Origin of the sequence: Streptomyces sp. NPDC006512 (assembly GCF_040611935.1) — a bacterium.
Taxonomy (GTDB): Bacteria; Actinomycetota; Actinomycetes; order Streptomycetales; family Streptomycetaceae; genus Streptomyces.
This window is the reverse complement of record NZ_JBEXPG010000019.1, coordinates 92802-109331: the sequence shown is the minus strand read 5'-3', so window position 1 is coordinate 109331 and position 16530 is coordinate 92802. Positions and strand designations below refer to the sequence as shown.

General features: G+C 74.4%; 14 protein-coding genes and 2 tRNA genes. 3 read left to right on the top strand and 13 right to left on the bottom strand.

What is annotated here, in order from left to right:
• Window positions 1–38: 38 nt before the first annotated feature.
• From ABZZ17_RS15790 to ABZZ17_RS15750, 9 genes are all read right to left on the bottom strand, one after another.
• A complete protein-coding gene (locus ABZZ17_RS15790) occupies window positions 39–698 on the bottom strand; it encodes a TetR/AcrR family transcriptional regulator C-terminal domain-containing protein (protein WP_356876181.1) in 660 nt (219 codons plus the stop codon).
• A gap of 90 nt (window positions 699–788) precedes the next feature.
• Window positions 789–2984 (bottom strand): glycosyltransferase family 39 protein, encoded by a 2196-nt coding sequence (locus tag ABZZ17_RS15785; protein WP_356876255.1) that lies wholly within the window; start codon window positions 2982–2984, stop codon window positions 789–791.
• A gap of 11 nt (window positions 2985–2995) precedes the next feature.
• On the bottom strand, window positions 2996–4330 hold the full coding sequence (locus ABZZ17_RS15780; RefSeq protein WP_356876179.1) for a glycosyltransferase: 1335 nt from the start codon (window positions 4328–4330) through the stop codon (window positions 2996–2998).
• 25 nt (window positions 4331–4355) lie between these two features.
• The gene (locus ABZZ17_RS15775; protein ID WP_356876253.1) at window positions 4356–5948 is read right to left on the bottom strand and encodes a HAMP domain-containing sensor histidine kinase; all 1593 of its coding nucleotides are present in this window, start codon (window positions 5946–5948) and stop codon (window positions 4356–4358) included.
• 77 nt (window positions 5949–6025) lie between these two features.
• Entirely contained in the window at window positions 6026–6793 is a 768-nt protein-coding gene (locus tag ABZZ17_RS15770; RefSeq protein ID WP_356876177.1) for a response regulator transcription factor, read from the bottom strand.
• Window positions 6794–6913: 120 nt separating this feature from the next.
• Entirely contained in the window at window positions 6914–7795 is an 882-nt protein-coding gene (locus ABZZ17_RS15765) for an amidohydrolase family protein (RefSeq protein ID WP_356876175.1), read from the bottom strand.
• On the bottom strand, window positions 7779–8117 hold the full coding sequence (locus ABZZ17_RS15760) for an antibiotic biosynthesis monooxygenase (protein WP_356876173.1): 339 nt from the start codon (window positions 8115–8117) through the stop codon (window positions 7779–7781). Before ABZZ17_RS15760 ends, ABZZ17_RS15765 begins: the two co-directional genes overlap by 17 nt.
• A 154-nt stretch (window positions 8118–8271) precedes the next feature.
• On the bottom strand, window positions 8272–9099 hold the full coding sequence (locus ABZZ17_RS15755; RefSeq protein WP_356876171.1) for a DUF2797 domain-containing protein: 828 nt from the start codon (window positions 9097–9099) through the stop codon (window positions 8272–8274).
• Between the two features lie 44 nt (window positions 9100–9143).
• The gene (locus ABZZ17_RS15750; protein ID WP_356876169.1) at window positions 9144–9578 is read right to left on the bottom strand and encodes an Lrp/AsnC family transcriptional regulator; all 435 of its coding nucleotides are present in this window, start codon (window positions 9576–9578) and stop codon (window positions 9144–9146) included.
• A 108-nt stretch (window positions 9579–9686) separates the two neighbouring features.
• Between ABZZ17_RS15750 and ABZZ17_RS15745 the strand changes: the two genes are divergently transcribed.
• Window positions 9687–10601, top strand: coding sequence for an SMP-30/gluconolactonase/LRE family protein (locus ABZZ17_RS15745; RefSeq protein ID WP_356876167.1), 915 nt, complete (start codon window positions 9687–9689; stop codon window positions 10599–10601).
• A gap of 51 nt (window positions 10602–10652) precedes the next feature.
• On the opposite strand, the gene ABZZ17_RS15740 is transcribed toward ABZZ17_RS15745, so the two are convergent.
• The 4 genes from ABZZ17_RS15740 to ABZZ17_RS15725 all read right to left on the bottom strand — a co-directional run bounded on the left by ABZZ17_RS15740 (window position 10653) and on the right by ABZZ17_RS15725 (window position 12396).
• A complete protein-coding gene (locus ABZZ17_RS15740; RefSeq protein ID WP_356876165.1) occupies window positions 10653–11018 on the bottom strand; it encodes a PH domain-containing protein in 366 nt (121 codons plus the stop codon).
• 106 nt (window positions 11019–11124) lie between these two features.
• Entirely contained in the window at window positions 11125–11793 is a 669-nt protein-coding gene (locus ABZZ17_RS15735; protein ID WP_356876163.1) for a histone deacetylase, read from the bottom strand.
• Between the two features lie 86 nt (window positions 11794–11879).
• Window positions 11880–11952, bottom strand: a tRNA-Arg gene (locus ABZZ17_RS15730).
• Between the two features lie 353 nt (window positions 11953–12305).
• A tRNA-Ser gene (locus ABZZ17_RS15725) sits at window positions 12306–12396 on the bottom strand.
• Between the two features lie 258 nt (window positions 12397–12654).
• Between ABZZ17_RS15725 and ABZZ17_RS15720 the strand changes: the two genes are divergently transcribed.
• Both ABZZ17_RS15720 and ABZZ17_RS15715 read left to right on the top strand, forming a co-directional pair.
• The gene (locus ABZZ17_RS15720; protein ID WP_356876161.1) at window positions 12655–13092 is read left to right on the top strand and encodes an SSI family serine proteinase inhibitor; all 438 of its coding nucleotides are present in this window, start codon (window positions 12655–12657) and stop codon (window positions 13090–13092) included.
• A 119-nt stretch (window positions 13093–13211) separates the two neighbouring features.
• A complete protein-coding gene (locus ABZZ17_RS15715; protein ID WP_356876159.1) occupies window positions 13212–16517 on the top strand; it encodes a PAS domain-containing protein in 3306 nt (1101 codons plus the stop codon).
• The last annotated feature ends 13 nt before the right edge of the window (window positions 16518–16530 follow it).

Below are 16530 nucleotides of genomic sequence, written 5' to 3'. Positions count from 1 at the left end.
GCCGGGTCGCGACCCGGTGGACCTTTCCGGTCACGGCACTAGGGAGTGTCGTGACCCCGGCGTCCCGTGCGGTCGGCGGCCTTGGCCTCGATGCCCGCGATCAGGACGTCGAGGGCCAGGCCGAAGTCCGCCTCGGGCGCCCTGCGGCCCGAACCCCCGCAGCCGTTCAGGCCGGAGCCGGTCAGGAACTGCGAGAGGGCCAGGTGGGCGCCGGTGCGACCGGTGCCCACCAGGCCTGCGGCGTCCAGCAGGCGTTGCAGCGCCGCGTCGAAGGCCCGCGCGTGCGGGCCGATGTTCGGGTAGGCGGCGCTGAGCGGGGCCACCCACGGATGCTCCGCCAGGAGCCCCCGGTAGCCGCGGGCCAGGATCCGCAGCCGGTCCGGCCAGTCCTCCCGCGCGGCCGGTCCGGCCGGGAGCCGCAGCCCGCCCAGGGCGCTGTCCAGGGCGAGTTCGAGCAGATCGTGCCTGGTGTCCACGTACCAGTACAGGGACATGGCCGTGACGCCGAGTTCCGCGGCCAGGCGGCGCATGGAGAAGCGGGACAGCCCTTCGGCGTCGAGCAGCCGCACGGTGGCGGCCGTGATCCGGTCCCGGTCCAGCCCGGACGGGGCCTCGCTGCGGCGTCTGACGGGGGCCGCGGGCCTGACGGCCAGCCACACACTGCTCCTGGCCTCGTCCGGATCGGCCTCGGTCACCATGGAGGCACCCTCCTCACCACAGGGGGATCAGCCCGGAATGCCCGGTCCGCCCTCTTGATGCTAGGGGGTGCCTCCACCGTGCCGGTCGGATCAGGACGCGCCGGTCAGGTCGTAGAAGGTGGTCCCGCCGATGGTGGTGGGCTCGAAGTTCGCCTTCACCCAGTTCTCGATGGCGGATCCGGCGGCCCCGCCGGGGCGGGCGCCGCCGCCTCCTCCTCCGGGACCGCCGCCGTCCCCCGTACCGGCACCGGGCCGGGTCTGCCCACCCGCTCCGGACTGGGCTCCGGGCTGGGGTCCGGACTGGGCTCCGGCCTCGGCCCCGGGCTGGGCTTCGGGCTGTGCTCCGGGCTGGGCGATGAACCAGTGGATCCGGCCCGACTTCACGTACGCCTGGAACTGCTCCAGGGTCGGGGAGGGGTCGCTGCCGTTGAAGCCGCCGATCGCCATGACCGGCTCCCCCGAAGCCAGCTGGTAACTCGCCGCGTTCTGCGATCCGATGGCGGCCGCCGCCCAGGTGTACCGGCCGGCGTCCGCACGCAGCGCGGCCTCCGCCTCGGCCCCGACCCGGGTCCCGCCCAGCAGCCCGCCGGGGCCGCCCGCACCGCCGCCGGGGCCGCCGCCGGTACCCGGGCCGCCCGGGCCGACCCGGCCGTCGGCGCGTACGGTGCCCCGGCCGTCCCCGCCCCGCGCACCGGCCGTACCGCCCCCGGGCGGGGCCTCGCCGCCGGGGCCGAAGCCCGGCCGCGTTCCGCCGGGGCCGCCCGGGGCCCCCGGACCGCCCCGGCCGCCCGCCACGGCCGGTCCGGCCGTCACGATGGAGCCCGTGTGGCCGGTGCTCACGGTGGTCAGGCAGTACGCGAACGGCCCGGCCAGCGCCGCCGCCAGCCCCAGCGCCGCCGTCGCGCGCAGGGCCCGGCGGCCGAAGCGGGCGGCGAAGGGCAGGGCCGCCGCCGCGAGCACACCCGCCACCAGCACCGCCCAGCGCAGCCCCGGCAGGTAACCGGAGGCGCGGCCGAGCAGCACGAAGGACCAGTACGCGGTCAGGGCCAGGGTTCCGGACAGGGTCAGCGCGGCCGCCCGGGAGCTCCGCTCCTCCCACAGCACGCCCACGCCCATCCCGGTCAGCGCGGCCGCGAACGGGGCCAGTGCGACGGTGTAGTACTCGTGGAAGATGCCCTGCATGAAGCTGAAGACGAGGGCCGTGATCAGCAGGCCTCCGCCCCAGGCCAGGAACGCCGCGCGGGCCATGGCCTCCAGCGAGTCGGTGGCCCGGCGGGCCCGCCAGGTGATCACCAGCCCGGCGACCAGCATGACCAGGGCGGCGGGCAGCAGCCAGGAGATCTGACCGCCCACATTGGCCGAGAAGAGCCGGTCGACACCGGTCTCCCCCCAGCCCCCACCGCCACCACCGGCGCGCCCGCCGCCACCGCCGACGCTGCCGGTCTCGTTCCCGTTGATCCGGCCCAGGCCGTTGTAGCCGAGGGTCAGCTCCAGGAAGGAGTTGTTCTGGGAGCCGCCGATGTACGGGCGGGACGCGGCGGGCCACAGCTCCACGACCGCCACCCACCAGCCGCCGGCCACCACCGCGGCCAGCCCCGCGAGCAGCAGCTGGCCCAGGCGGCGACGCAGCCGGGCCGGCGCGCAGACGGCGTACAGCAGGGCGAGCGGCGGCAGGACGACGAAGGCCTGGAGGGTCTTCGTCAGGAAGGCGAAGCCGACCGCGACGCCGGCCCAGACCAGCCACCGGGTGTGCGCGCCCTCCAGGGCCCGCAGGACGCAGTACACGGTGACGGTCAGCAGCAGGGTCAGCAGCGCGTCCGGGTTGTTGAAGCGGAACATCAGCGCGGCGACGGGCGTGAGCGCGAACGCGGCGCCGCTGAGCAGGGCCGCGGCCGGTCCGAACTGGCGGCGTACGGAGGCGTACAGGACCGCGGTGGTGCCCACGCCCATCAGGGCCTGCGGCACGAGGATCTGCCAGGCGCCGAGTCCGAAGAGCCGTACGGACAGCGCCATCGGCCACAGGGCGGCGGGGGGCTTGTCGACGGTGATGGAGTTCCCGGCGTCGGAGGAGCCGAAGAAGAAGGCCTTCCAGCTCTCCGAACCGGCCTGGACTGCGGCGGAGTAGAAGGAGTTGGCGTAGCCCGAGGCCCCCAGGTTCCACAGCAGCAGCAGGGCCGTGCACAGGAGCAGGGCGGTGTACGCGGGCCGCTCCCAGCGGGGCCGCTCGGCCGCCGCCCGGACGGTCCCGGGTACGGGTACGGGTGCGGCGGGCGGGAAGAGCGGCAGTACGGCCGTGGTCACGGGCCCTCCTGGGTCGTCGGGGTGGTCGGGGCCGGCGGGGTGGTCGGGGTCGTCGAGGTGGCCGGGCCGGCCGGGTCGGTCGTGGCGCGGGGCGCCGGGTCGGGGAAGACCCAGGACCGCAGGAGCAGGAACCGCAGCACGGTCGCGGCGAGGTTCGCCGTGATCAGGACGGCGAGTTCGGTGCCGTGCGAGGGCTCGGCGCTGGCCGCCCCGAGCGCGGCGAGGGAACCGCTGGTCAGCGCCAGCCCGATGCCGAACACCACCAGCCCCTGCGCCTGGTGGCGGATCGCCCGGGCCCGGCCGCGCACGCCGAAGGTGAGCCGCCGGTTGGCGGCGGTGTTGGCGACCGCGCACAGCAGCAGGGCCACCGCGTTCGCGCCCTGCGGTCCGGCCACCGCGCGCAGGGCGGAGTAGAGCAGCAGGTAGAGCAGCGTGCTCAGGACCCCGACGGCGCAGAAGCCGAGGAGCTGACGGGCCAGGCCGCGCGGGACCCCGGGCAGGGCCGTCCGGTCGCGCGGATCGTCCCCGAAGGGGCGGGCGAGCCGGTCCAGCGGGAGCGCGCCGACGGCCAGGGCCCGGCCCACCCGCCAGACCCCCTTGAGGTCCTCGGCGGCGGTGCGCGCGATGTGGACCGTGGAGTCCGGGTCGTCCACCCAGTCCACCGGCACCTCGTGGATCCGCAGCCCGGCCCGCTCGGCCAGCACCAGCAGTTCGGTGTCGAAGAACCAGCCGGAGTCCTCCACGAGCGGCAGCAGACGCTCGGCCACCTCCCGGCGGATGGCCTTGAAACCGCACTGGGCGTCACTGAAGCGGGCGGCGAGGGAGGAGCGCAGCAGCAGGTTGTAGGCCCGCGAGACGAACTCCCGCTTCGCTCCCCTGACCACCCGCGAGGAGCGGGCGAGCCGGGTGCCGATCGCCAGGTCGGAGTGACCGGAGATCAGCGGGGCGACCAGGGGCAGGAGCGCGTTCAGGTCGGTGGAGAGGTCCACGTCCATGTACGCGAGGACGGGCGCCTCCGACCGGGACCAGACGGTGCGCAGGGCGCGGCCGCGGCCCTTCTCCTCCAGCCGTGTGCTGCGCACCTCGGCGCAGCCGACTGCGAGGGCGGCCGCGACCTCGGGGGTGCGGTCGGTGCTGGCGTTGTCGGCGATGGTGATGCGGAAGGGGTAGGGGAAGGTGCGCGTGAGGTGGGCGTGCAGCCGGCGAACGCAGGGGCCCAGGTCCTTCTCCTCGTTGAAGACCGGGATCACCACGTCGAGCACGGGCACACCGGGCAGGGGCGCGAGGGGCGCCCGTGCCGGAAGGGCCCCGGGAGAGGCGTCGGTTGACATGGGACGACCCTCGCGGGGCGCCCTGTCACCGCTGTGTGGTGAGCCTGTGACCCGTCTGTGAGTGACCCGCCCGTGAGTGCCCCGGCTGCGCGTGACTCGACTGCGTGGGACCCGGCTGTGCGTGACCCGCCCGTGCGTGACCCGACTGCGTGTGACCCGACTGTGCGTGGGTGGCCGCGGCGAGCGGGAGGCGCACTTCGAAGGAGGTCCGGCCGGGTTCGCTGCGCACGCCGACGCGGCCGCCGTGCGCCGAGACCACGGCGTGGACGATGGCGAGTCCGAGGCCCGTGGAGCCCGCCGCGCGGGAGCGGGAGGCGTCACCGCGGGCGAACCGTTCGAAGACGTGGGGCAGCAGCTGGGGCGGGATGCCGGGCCCGTTGTCCTCGATCAGCAGCCGGACGGCGGATGTTTCACGTGAAACACGGGCGGTGACGGTCGTCCCGGGCGGGGTGTGGGTGCGGGCATTGGCGAGGAGGTTCACCAGCACCTGCTGGATCCGGGCCGGATCGGCGTGCACGGGTACGGGCTCGGCGGGAAGGTCGAGTCTCCAGTGGTGGCCCGGCCCGGCGGCCCGGGCGTCGCTGACGGCGTCCACGACGAGGGGGGCGAGGTCGGTGTCGGCGGCGGAGCCGGGCAGCGGGCGGCCGGCGTCGAGCCGGGCCAGCAGCAGGAGGTCCTCGACGAGGCCGGTCATCCGGGTGGCCTCCGACTCGATGCGGCCCAGCGCGTGCCGGGTGTCGGGGCCGGTCTCCTCCCGTCCCCGGCGCGTGAGTTCGGCGTAGCCGCGGATGGATGCGAGCGGGGTGCGCAGCTCGTGGCTGGCGTCGGCGACGAACTGGCGGACGCGGGTCTCGCTCTCCTGGCGGGCGGTGAGGGCGGAGGAGACGTGGCCCAGCATCCGGTTGAGGGCCGCGCCGACCTGGCCCACTTCGGTACGGGGGTCGGCCTCGGCGTCGGGGACCCGTTCGTGCAGGGCGGGTTCCCCGCTGTGCAGGGGGAGTTCGGAGACGCGGGTGGCGGTGGCGGCGACCCGGCGCAGCGGCCGCAGGGCGACCCCGACGAGGGCCTGTCCGGCGAGGGAGGCCGCGATCAGCCCGGCGAGGGTGACGGAGACCTCGACGCCGATCAGGGTGTGCACCGTACGGTCCACGTCGCGCAGCGGGATCGCGAGGACGAGGCTCCCGCCGGGTGCGGTCTGCGCCCGGTAGCCGCCGAGGCCGGGGAGCTCCAGGTCCACGGGGGCGGTGCTGCCCCGCGCGGCCTTGCGCGCGACCCCGGCCAGGGCTTCGGTCTGGGCCTCGGACAGGGCGCGCAGGTGGTCGGGGGCGGAGCCGTCGGCGGGTGAGCTGCGGGCGGTACCGAGGACCTTCCCGGCGGGGTCGAGGCGGACCCCGGCGGTGTTCTGCGGGTTGCCGGGGGCCAGGACGAAGCCGAGGCTGTTGTCGCGGGCGGCCTTGCCCGCGCCGGGGCCGCGCACGGCCATGTCGACGGAGACGCCGAGCTGCTCGTCGAGCCGGTCGGTCAGGTAGGAGCGCAGGGCGAGGGTGGTGACGGTGCCGATGGCCGCGCCGACCACGGCGATCAGCGCCACCGCCGAGACCACCAGCCGGGTCCGCAGGGACCACGGCCGGCGGCTGGGCCGTGAGGGGCGGCCGGGCCGGGGAAGGCGTACCGGCCGGGAGGGGCGTACAGGCACTACTCGGCCGGCTTGATCAGGTAACCGGCGCCGCGCCGGGTGTGGATCAGCGGGGGCAGGCCGGTGCCCGCCTCCAGCTTGCGGCGCAGGTAGGAGATGTAGAGCTCCACCACGTTGGCCTGGCCGCCGAAGTCGTAGGACCAGACGCGGTCCAGGATCTGGGCCTTGCTGAGCACCCGGCGCGGGTTGCGCATGAGGTAGCGCAGCAGCTCGAACTCGGTGGCGGTCAGGTGGACCTCCTGGCCGCCCCGGACCACCTCGTGGCTGTCCTCGTCGAGCCGCAGGTCACCCACGGCGAGCACGGATCCGCCGCGCGCGGCCTGGGCCGCCCCCGAGCGGCGGACCAGGCCGCGCAGCCGGGCGACGACCTCCTCCAGGCTGAAGGGCTTGGTGACGTAGTCGTCGCCGCCGGCGGTCAGGCCCGCGATCCGGTCCTCGACCGAGTCCCTGGCCGTCAGGAACAGCACCGGGACGTGCGGGATCTCCCGCCGCAGCCGTCCGAGGACGGCCAGCCCGTCCATGTCCGGGAGCATGATGTCGAGTACGACCACGTCCGGGCGGAACTCCCGCGCCGCCCGTACTGCGCCCGCCCCGTCGCCCGCGCTGCGGACCTCGCAGCCCTCGTAGCGCAGGGCCATGGACAGCAGCTCGGAGAGGGAGGCCTCGTCGTCGACGACGAGGACCCGGCAGGGTCCGCCGTCGGGGCGCACGAGGGCCGTCGGGTTGCCGGTGGACGTGGACGCGTGGGAGGTGGTCGTCGCAGTCATGGGTTCACGCTGGCCGCCGCCTCTGAGAGCGTTCTTGCGCCTTCCTGTGAATCTCCTGAGAATCGCCGGCGCGGCCGTAGGGTCACGGGGCGGGCTTAGGGGACGGGCCCCGGGCCGGTTTCAGGAGTGGAGGCGGAACAGGCGGGCGCCGTTGTCGTGGCAGACCGCGCGCAGCCAGTCGTCGCCGAGGCCGAGGCGTTCCAGGGCCTCCAGCTGGTGCTCGTAGGGGTAGGGGATGTTCGGGAAGTCGGTGCCCAGCAGGATGCGGTCCCCGAGGTCCGCGAGCCGGGCGACGTCCGCGGGCGGGAAGGCGCTGAAGCGCTCGGAGAAGTCGGTGAAGGCCATGGTGGTGTCGAGGCGGACCTCGGGGTACCGGTCGGCCAGGTCCAGGAAGGCGTCGTACTCGGGCATGCCCATGTGCGCGACGATCAGCGGCAGCCGGGGGTGGCGGGCCAGCAGCCGGGCGACGGGTCCGGGGCCGGTGTGCTTGCCCGGAGCGGGTCCCGAACCGCAGTGGATCACGATGGGGGTCCCGGCCTCGGTCAGCATCCCCCAGACCGGGTCGAGCAGTTCGTCGTTCGGGTCGTACCCGCCGACCTGGAGGTGGGCCTTGAAGACGCGGGCCCCGGCGTCGAGGGCCCGGTCTACGTACGCGCTCACCCCCTCCTCCGGGAAGAAGGTCGCGGTGTGCAGGCAGTCGGGGGTGCGGGCGGCGAAACCGGCGGCCCAGGAGTTGAGCCAGGCGGCCATGGCGGGCTTGTGGGGGTAGACCATCGCGGTGAAGGCCCGTACGCCGAACTCCCTCAGCAGGGCCAGCCGCTGCTCCTCCTCGTGGCGGTAGGTGATGGGCCACGCGACGCCGGTCAGCGGGCCGGCCGCGTCGAAGTAGTCCCACACCTTGGCCAGGACACGCTCGGGCATGAAGTGCGTGTGCACGTCGACCAGTCCGGGCAGACCGAGCCGTTCGCGGAAGGCGCGGACCGCCTCAGCCGTTGCGGGCAAAGCCGTGGCTCCGCTCGACCGTCGCGACGTGCAGGGTGTAGCTGTCGTACCAGTGGGCGCGGCCTTGTTTCATGGCCGCCTGGTGCTCCATGTCCTCTCTCCAGACGGTGAGGGACTCGTGGTCGCGGAAGTAGGCGACGGTGATGCCGAGGCCGCCGGGAGTCCGGGCGGACTCGTAGCCGAGGAAGCCCGGGTTCTCCGCGACGATCTCGTTCATCCGGGCGTTGGTCTCCGGATATCCGCTGTCGTCGGGGGTGCGGACATTGCTGAAGACGGCCATCACGTAAGGCGGTTCGAATGCCGGAACAGGCTGGATGCTCATGCCCACCACCCTCTGCGGACCGCTTCGGCATGTCCACCGGAATCGGGCCCGGAAGGCCAAAGGGATCCAAGTTTTGACCTTGATCACGACCTCGGCGGGCGCGGCCGCAAAGGCATGGCCCAGGGGTCGGGGATCAGGGGTCAGGGGTCAGGGGTCAGAACAGCCCGTCCTGGCCCGCCGCGGGCCCCGGCGGGGCGATTTCCGCGAGCGGTACGTCGGTGACCGCGCCCTCGGGAGCGGCGGTCAGTTCCCAGCCGGCCAGCAGCCGGGCGTCCACCACGAGCCCGTCGGTGAAGTGCAGGTCGGGGCCGGCCGCGCCCGCCAGCAGGCCCACCACCGTCCCGCCGGGCACCATCTCCGTGATCGCCCGGGCCGGGGCGGGCAGTCCGGCCAGCCCGAACGGCCCGGCGTGGTCGGCGACGGCGCATTCCACGCGGTCCAGGGACTCCGGCCAGCCGGGCAGCGCGACGGCCCGGGCGTGCAGTGCGGCGACCTCCCGGGCCCGCTCGGGCTCCGGCGGCAGCAGCCCGCGCAGGGCGCGCTTGCGGGCGTAGGCGATCCGGTCCGGCACGCCGAGGGCGGCGCGCAGCAGCTCCTCGGTGCGGCGCGCGGCCATCAGCGGGCCCCGCCCCAGCCAGGCCCAGGTCACCGCGCCCTGTTCCAGGAGCCGGGCCGGGCCGCGTTCCTCGGCGGTGATGCCGACCTTGACGGTGTCCGGCCCGAACCACGCCAGGTAGACGCGGTAGGTGCGCGGATCGGCGGCGTTGGTGTCGGCGGCGACGGAGAAGGACCGGTCCAGGCGGGCGCACTCGGGGCACTGGGCGTTCCCGACGCGGCCCGGGACGGCCAGGCCGGTGGGGCAGGGGGTCCGCTTCCCGGCCCGGCGCACGCCCAGGCAGCGCCGCTCGCCCCGGGCGGTGAAGGCGAGGCGCTGACCGGGGGCGAGCGGGCTGACGCGGTCCGCGGGGCCGGTCCATCCCATCGCGGGGCGCCCGCCGTCCCACCGGATGCCGGTGCACCGCCAGGTCACAGCGGGAGCGGCCGCTCGAAGAAGGTGTCCAGGACGACGGTGGCGTGCGTGCCGCTGACCCCGTCGATCGCGTACAGCCGGCGCAGCACGTCCTGCAGTTGCCCGGTCGAGGAGGTGCGGACCTTGACCAGGACGGAGGCGCTGCCCGCGATGACGTGGGCCTCCTGGATCTCCGGGATCGCCTCGAAGGCCGGCCCGGACTCGCCCATCCAGGTACGGGAGTCGACCATCACGTAGGCGAGCACCCCGCTGCCCACGGCGGCCGGGTCGACGTCGACGGTGGTCCGCCGGATGACCCCGCGCTCGCGGAGCTTGCGCACGCGTTCGTGGGTCGCCCCCGCCGACAGCCCGACGGCGGTGCCGAGGGCGGCGTACGACTGGCCCGCGTCCTGCTGGAGGCGCAGGACGAGCGCCCGGTCGATCTCGTCCACGCGATCTTCCTCTCACTGAGCCGTCGGCTCTTGCGAAGACGGTACCGGATCCTGCAATCTCACCATCACACCGAACACAATTCGGTGGATCGGACTTCAGGGGGAAGAATGTCAGGTATCGCTGACCGTAGTTTGTACGAGGTCCTGGACGACCGTTTCCGCACGGGACGCTGCGCCAACGGCGACATGCGCCTGGAGCGGCTGTACGACGGCTGCCGCTGGGCCGAGGGGCCGCTGTACCTGCCGGCCTGGCGCCAGCTGGTGTGGAGCGACATCCCGAACGACCGGATGCTGCGCTGGGACGAGGTCACGGGCGCGGTCTCGGAGTTCCGCTCCCCGGCGGGCCACTCCAACGGCAACACCCTCGACCGCGAGGGCCGTCTGATCACCTGTGAGCAGGGCAACCGCCGCGTCACCCGCACCGAGCACGACGGCCGGATCACCGTCATCGCCGACCGCTGGGACGGCAAGCGCCTCAACAGCCCGAACGACGCGGTGGTCCGCTCGGACGGCTCGATCTGGTTCTCGGACCCCGACTTCGGCATCACCAACGACTACGAGGGCCACCGGGCGCCGAGCGAGATCGGCGCCTGCAACCTCTACCGCGCCGACCCGGCCACCGGCGAGGTCCGCCTCGTCGCGGACGGCTTCCTCGGCCCGAACGGCCTGGTCTTCTCCCCGGACGAGAGCGAGCTCTACGCCTCGGACACCCGCGCGGGCCACATCCGCGCCTTCAAGGTCGGCGCGGACGGCACGCTGAGCGGCGACCGCGTCTTCGCCACCTGCCCCCGGCCGGACAACATCCGCTTCGACGACGAGGGCCGGCTGTGGGCGGCCGCGATGGACGCGGGCGTGCACTGTTACGCGGCGGACGGCGACCTCATCGGCCGCCTGCGCGTCCCGGAGCCCGTCTCGAACATCGCCTTCGGCGGCCCGAAGAACAACCGTCTCTTCATCACCGCCACCACCTCGCTCTACTCGCTGGTGATGTCGGTGACGGGCCTGCCGCGCGTCCTCGCCTGACCGGCGGCCGCGGCCGGGGCCGCCTTCGCGCCGCCCCGGCCGCGGTGGCCGTCAGCGGGCGACGAACTGGGTCAGGATCGCCTGCACCTCGTAGATGTCGACGCCCTTGGTGAAGGTCTTCTCGATCGGTGCCGACGTGCCCGATATCCAGATCTTGAGCTCGGCGTCGAGATCGAAGTGACCGGCGGTCTCCACGGAGAAGTGCGTGATGCTCCGGTACGGGATCGAGTGGTACTCCACCTTCTTGCCCGTGAGCCCCTGCTTGTCGACCAGCACCAGGCGCCGGTCGGTGAACAGGATCGTGTCCCGGATCAGCAGGTAGGCGGCGTGCACCTGCTCGCCGTTGCCGAGCAGCCGGGCGTAGTCCCGCTGCGCCGACACCGGATCGACGGTGTGCGCGTTCCCGAACAGACCCATGGGTCCCCCCTCGAAAGTTCGAAACGATCAGCTGTCCTCCGAAGGCTAGCGACGGCGATGTCAAAGCACCGCAAAGGCCGTCGGGGTGGACCTTCCGGCCCGGACGTCAGCCGCTGCCGCCCCTGAGCAGGTCCAGTACCCGCTCTGCGGTCCACTGCCCCGCGGCGCCGGGGCGGGAGGACAAGTACGCGGCGATCCCGGGCTCTTCCCACGGCCCCGACTGCAACAGGCCGCCGGCCAGGTAGCGCAGGTACGCGGCGGACGGGGCGCGCACCTCGACGTCCCGCAGGGTCCACGGCGCGGTGAACGTCAGGACGGGGACGCCCTCGATCTCCCCCGGGCAGATCAGGGTCTCGTACCGTCCCGGTCCCACCTCGTCGCGGCCGTCGCGCAGCACCTTCGTCAGGTCCAGGTCCGTGCCGGGCTCCTCGTACATCTCCTGGGCGGCGATGTCGGACATCTGCTCCGGCGTCACCAGGTGCGCCCGCGCCCGCGTCAGCCCGGGAGCCGTCGGGTCGTAGAACGCCCGGCCTCCCGTCCACACGGTGGACTCCGTGGCGAAGTAGAGGCAGCCCTCCAGCTCCACCGCGAGGGAACGCTCCGGCCCCCGGTGGTCGCGGCAGCCCGGATAGACGCGCTCCGCCCCTGGCAGGGTGCCGCCGGCGATGTACGCCGCGAGGCGGTCCACGTGCATGTTCGACCCGTACGAGGCGTACCAGACCCGCTCGGGCGCGGAGATCGTCCGCGTGAGCGGAGTGGCGGTGTGCACGGTCATGCGCAGTCCTCGGGGGCTGGGGGCGAGGGCGTACCGGCTGACGCCGAAGGCCCCCCGGACGATGTCCGGGGGGCCTTCGCTTGCTGTGCACTCGGCAGGATTCGAACCTGCAACCTTCTGATCCGTAGTCAGATGCTCTATCCGTTAAGCTACGAGTGCTTGGGCTTCTCGGGGTTTTGCGCCCCGTTGGCCTTGCGAGAACAACAATACATGGACCTCGGCGGGACGCGAAATCCATTAGCTCCACCACGCCTGACCTGCGGAAACGCCCCGGAAGAAGATCGTCCGTACGTCTTCGGGGAAGCCTGGTCCGCGCTCGCGCTACCCCCGCAGGGGCGGCCGAAACCCTCCAGGGCCCGTCGCCGCGCCGGAGCCCGCGCGAGCGGCCCGATGCGCGTGCGACCCGACCGAGGCGAGCCGACCGAGGTGACCCGGCCGAGGCGAGCCGAACCGATCGAGGTGCCCCGAACGCACCGAAGCCCCGGTCCGTGAGGACCGGGGCTTCGTGAGTGCGGAGGCGGAGGGATTTGAACCCTCGATGGGGGGTAAGCCCCAAACCGCATTAGCAGTGCGGCGCCATAGACCGGACTAGGCGACGCCTCCAGCACACCCCCGCGTACGAGGGTGCGTGCAGATGATGACACAGCCGCAGGGCCGCTCACCAATCCGCTCCCACGGTACAAGGAGCCGGGCCCGCAGGGCAAAGCCTTAAGCCCCCCGCCTCGAAAGCCGCGTGCGCGCACCCCGGGACGGCACACACGTGCGGCACACGTCCGCCGCACACCCCCGGGGCCGCACGCAACGTCGGAGCGCGCGCGTCGTTGGTGAGGCGTACGACGTACGGACGACCTGGAGTGCCCCATGCTGCGTCTCGCCGCCTTCGCCGTCACCTCAGCCCTGGCCGCCGCGGTCGCCGGCCCCCTGCCACCGCTGCCGTCCCTGCCGGTGGCACGGCTGCTGACGGCCGCCCCCGACCGGCTCACCATCGCCGTGTCCGACACCGGCAACCGCCTCCTCGACGGCGAGTACCGGCTGGAGTGCGACCCCGTCGGCGGCAGCCACCCAGAGGCGAAGAAGGCCTGCGCCCGCCTCGACGAGTTCGCCCGGCAGGGCAAGAACCCCTTCGCCCCCGAGCCGAAGCGGCAGCTCTGCACCTTCCAGAACGGCGGTCCCGCGACCGCCCGCGTCACCGGAACCTGGCGCGGAGAGAAGGTGGACAGCACCTTCCGCCGGAAGAACGGATGCGACATCGCCCGGTGGAACGACCTGGAACCTGTGCTTCCGAGTGCGAGTGCCTGACCTGGGAGGATGCGGCGGATGCACGGTTTCCCCCGTCCATCCGCCACCTCGCCGCGGGACGGTGCCCTTAGACTCCTCCCGTGACATGCCGGTAGTCGTGGTCAGGGAGGAAGCTCGTCGTGAGCAGCAGGCCATCCCGAGGCGCTGCTCGCCTCGCAGCAATACTCGACGCCCTTCCGGACGCGCTGTTGCTCGTCAACGCCAACGGCACGGTCGTCAACGCGAATTCGATCGCCCTCGCGGTCATGGAGAGTCCCGGCACCGGGCTCGTCGGACGCGGCGTACTGGACCTGCTGCCGGAGTTCGACTCCAAGCTGATCCCCGGATCGATGCGCCGGCCCGGCGACAACGACGAGGGCCGCTCCAAGCCCAAGCGGATGACGGCGCGCCGCACCGACGGCACCGAGTTCCCCGTCGAGGTCACCAGCGCCCACCTCGACGGCCGCGACGCCTACCGCGAGCCCCAGCCCGCCTACACCGGTGACGAGCTGCTGATGCTCGTCGTACGGGACCTCTCCGAGACCGTCGACACCGAGGCCGAGCTGGCCCGCTCCCAGCGGCAGACCGAGATGATCCTGCGGGCCGCCGCCGAAGGCGTCGTCGGCACGGACACCGAGGGCCGGGTCGTCCTCGTCAATCCGGCCGCCGCGCAGATCCTCGGCTACCGCGCCACCGACCTCGGCAACCGCGAGCTGCACGGGCTGGTCCAGCACTCGCGCGCCGACGGCTCCCCCTTCCCCTTCGACGAGTCCCCGCTCGCCGACACCCTGCGCAGCGGCCGCAAGCACCGCGTCCGCGGGCAGGTGCTGTGGAACAAGGCCGGACAGCCCGTGGCCGTCGACCTGACCACCTCGCCCGTACGGGACGGGGAACTCCTCGTCGGCGCCGTCATGACCTTCACCGACCGGCGGGCCTACGACGCCCTCGCCGCGCGCCACGCCCAGCTGCTGGCCGTCCTCGGCGAGTCCCTGCGCGGCCCCCTCGACGAACTGCGCGGCGAACTGGCCACCCTGGCCGCCGACGACGCGGGACAGCTGTGGCCCGAGGCCAACCAGCTGCTGCACCACCTGGCCGCCGGGTACTCGCGGATGACCGCGCTGGTCGACAACGTGCTCGCCTTCCAGCGGCTCGACGCCGGCGCCGAAAAGCTCAAGAAGAAGAATGTCCTGATCAACACGGTCGTCGCGGCCGGCATCGACGGCGCCGTCGAGCTGATCGGCCCCGGCCGGGTGCAGTTCGCCGTCCACGCCCCGACCATCGAGGCCGAGGTGGACGCGGAGCGCATCGCGACCGCCCTCGCGCACCTGGTCGCCGATGTCGCCGGGGTGGACGCCACCGGCAAGACCGCCCAGGGCAGCGGCTACGGCGACTCGACCATCGTGGTCGCGGCCGCCCAGCGCGGCGAGGTCGTACGGATCGAGGTGCGCGGCCCGCACGAGGGCGGCACCCCCGTGCACGAGCCGGTCGTACGGGGCATCGTCGCCGCGCACGGCGGGGTCCTGCAGACGGTGGAGGTTCCGGGCGCGCCCGGCGGGGCGTACGTACTGGAGCTGCCGCTCGGGACGGGTGCCGGGACGGTGACCCTGCCGGAGCCCCCCGAGGAGCCGCCGGCTCCCGAGGGCGGCGACGGCGCCCCCGGTCCCGGCGGGCGGCGGGCCCGGCGCGGAGTCGACGCCTTCCTGGAGGACGGGGCGGACGGGGCGAAGGACCCCGGGGCCCGTGACGGCGGGGGCGCGCTCGCGCTGCCGTCGGGGCGGCGCCGGGCGGACGGCAGCCCCGCCGACTCCGGTCCGGCGGAGCTCGCGCAGTCCCCGGTGAACCCCGCCGGACTCGGTACCGGGCGCCGGCGCGGCCGGGACGGCGACGGCAGCGCGGACGCCGCGCGGGGCGGGGCCGGCCGGCCCGTGCCCCCGCAGGGCACCGGCATGCCGGCGCTGCCGCCCGTACCGGCGGTGCCCCCGGTTCCGGTGACCGAGCATCCGGCCGGACGCCGCCGGGCGCTGGGCGGTCCGCCCGCCGCGCCCGCGCAGCCCGGCGGTCCCGTACCGGCGGCCGGGCTCGCGGCCCCCGCCACGCCCCGGCCCCTCGCGCCCGAGGGCGGCTTCGCACTGCCCGCCGGGCCGGCCCCCGCCTCCCCGCAGACCCCCGCCATGGCCGGCGGGGCCCCCGCTCCCGCCGAGGCCGACGCCGACGGGCCGGGCGGCCGCCGTGGCCGCCGGGTGCTCGGCGCTCCCGCCGGCGCCGAGCCGGAGACCCCCGAGGCCGCCGCCGAGGGCGCCGAGGACCCCGCGCACCCGACCGGCCGGCGCCGCGGGCTGCCCGCCGCCCCGGCCTGGCCCGTCCCCGCGGCCCGTACCGCCGCCGAGGACGACGAGGCCCCCGGCCCCGCCGCTCTGCCCGGTGCCCGTCGGCCCGGTGACGCCCCGGCGGCCGCCGCGCAGCCGATCAGCGTGCGCGCGCTCGGCACCCTGGGCCAGGGCATCTCCGTCGACCCCGGCGCGGGCGACACCTCCGGCGCGGGCCTGGGCGGATCCGGTTCCGGCCGGCGGCGCCGGCTGTCCGAACCGGCCCCCCAGGGGCGCGCCTTCGCCATAGGGGCACCCGAGGCGGGCTCCGCCGAGGGCCCGGAGCCGCTGGACGGCCCCGGTGGCGCCGTCGAGGTGGTCAACCGGCCCGTACCGCGGCCCGTGGACGACGAGCTGCCCCCCGAGCCGCTGGACAATCCGCGTCGGCTGCTGGTGTGGCCCGCGCCCGACGCGCAGACCCAGCAGGCCCTCAGCGACCGTGGCTACCGCCCCGTGATCGTGCACTCCCGTGAGGAGGTCGACGCACAGATCGCGGCCTTCCCCGCCGCCCTGTTCGTCGACCCGCTGACCGGTCCCATCACCCGGACCGCCCTGCAGTCCCTGCGCCAGGCCGCGGTGGCCGCCGAGGTGCCCGTCCTGGTCACGGCCGGGCTGGGCCATGCCACGCGGGAGGCGGCGTACGGCGCGGATCCGGCCGTGCTGCTGAAGGCGCTCGCGCCGCGCGACAGCGAGCAGCACCCCTCGCGGGTACTGCTGATCGAGGAGCACGTCGAGATCGCCACCGCCCTGACCGCGGCGCTGGAGCGGCGCGGCCTCCAGGTGGCGCGGGCGGGCGCCGACACCGACGCCGTGGAACTGGCGACCCGGATGCGGCCCAACCTGGTGGTCATGGACCTGATGCAGGTCCGGCGCCGGCGGGCCGGGATCGTGGACTGGCTGCGCGCGAACGGGCAGCTGAACCGCACCCCGCTGGTCGTCTACACGACCGCCGGGATCGAGGCGTCCGAACTGCCGCGGCTGGCTTCGGGGGAGAGCGTGCTGTTCCTCGCGGAGCGGGCCACCACCGCCGACGTGCAGGGCCGCATCGTGGACCTGCTGGCCAAGATCGGCACCAACTAGTCATCCTGGGCCG

What these genes read in the sequence shown, in the direction of transcription:
- ABZZ17_RS15790 (WP_356876181.1), bottom strand. Translation starts at nt 698, where the DNA reads ATGGTGACCGAGGCCGATCCGGACGAGGCCAGGAGCAGTGTGTGGCTG.
- ABZZ17_RS15780 (WP_356876179.1), bottom strand. Translation starts at nt 4,330, where the DNA reads ATGTCAACCGACGCCTCTCCCGGGGCCCTTCCGGCACGGGCGCCCCTC.
- ABZZ17_RS15770 (WP_356876177.1), bottom strand. Translation starts at nt 6,793, where the DNA reads ATGACTGCGACGACCACCTCCCACGCGTCCACGTCCACCGGCAACCCG.
- ABZZ17_RS15760 (WP_356876173.1), bottom strand. Translation starts at nt 8,117, where the DNA reads ATGAGCATCCAGCCTGTTCCGGCATTCGAACCGCCTTACGTGATGGCC.
- ABZZ17_RS15755 (WP_356876171.1), bottom strand. Translation starts at nt 9,099, where the DNA reads ATGGGATGGACCGGCCCCGCGGACCGCGTCAGCCCGCTCGCCCCCGGT.
- ABZZ17_RS15745 (WP_356876167.1), top strand. Translation starts at nt 9,687, where the DNA reads ATGTCAGGTATCGCTGACCGTAGTTTGTACGAGGTCCTGGACGACCGT.
- ABZZ17_RS15740 (WP_356876165.1), bottom strand. Translation starts at nt 11,018, where the DNA reads ATGGGTCTGTTCGGGAACGCGCACACCGTCGATCCGGTGTCGGCGCAG.
- ABZZ17_RS15735 (WP_356876163.1), bottom strand. Translation starts at nt 11,793, where the DNA reads ATGACCGTGCACACCGCCACTCCGCTCACGCGGACGATCTCCGCGCCC.
- ABZZ17_RS15720 (WP_356876161.1), top strand. Translation starts at nt 12,655, where the DNA reads ATGCTGCGTCTCGCCGCCTTCGCCGTCACCTCAGCCCTGGCCGCCGCG.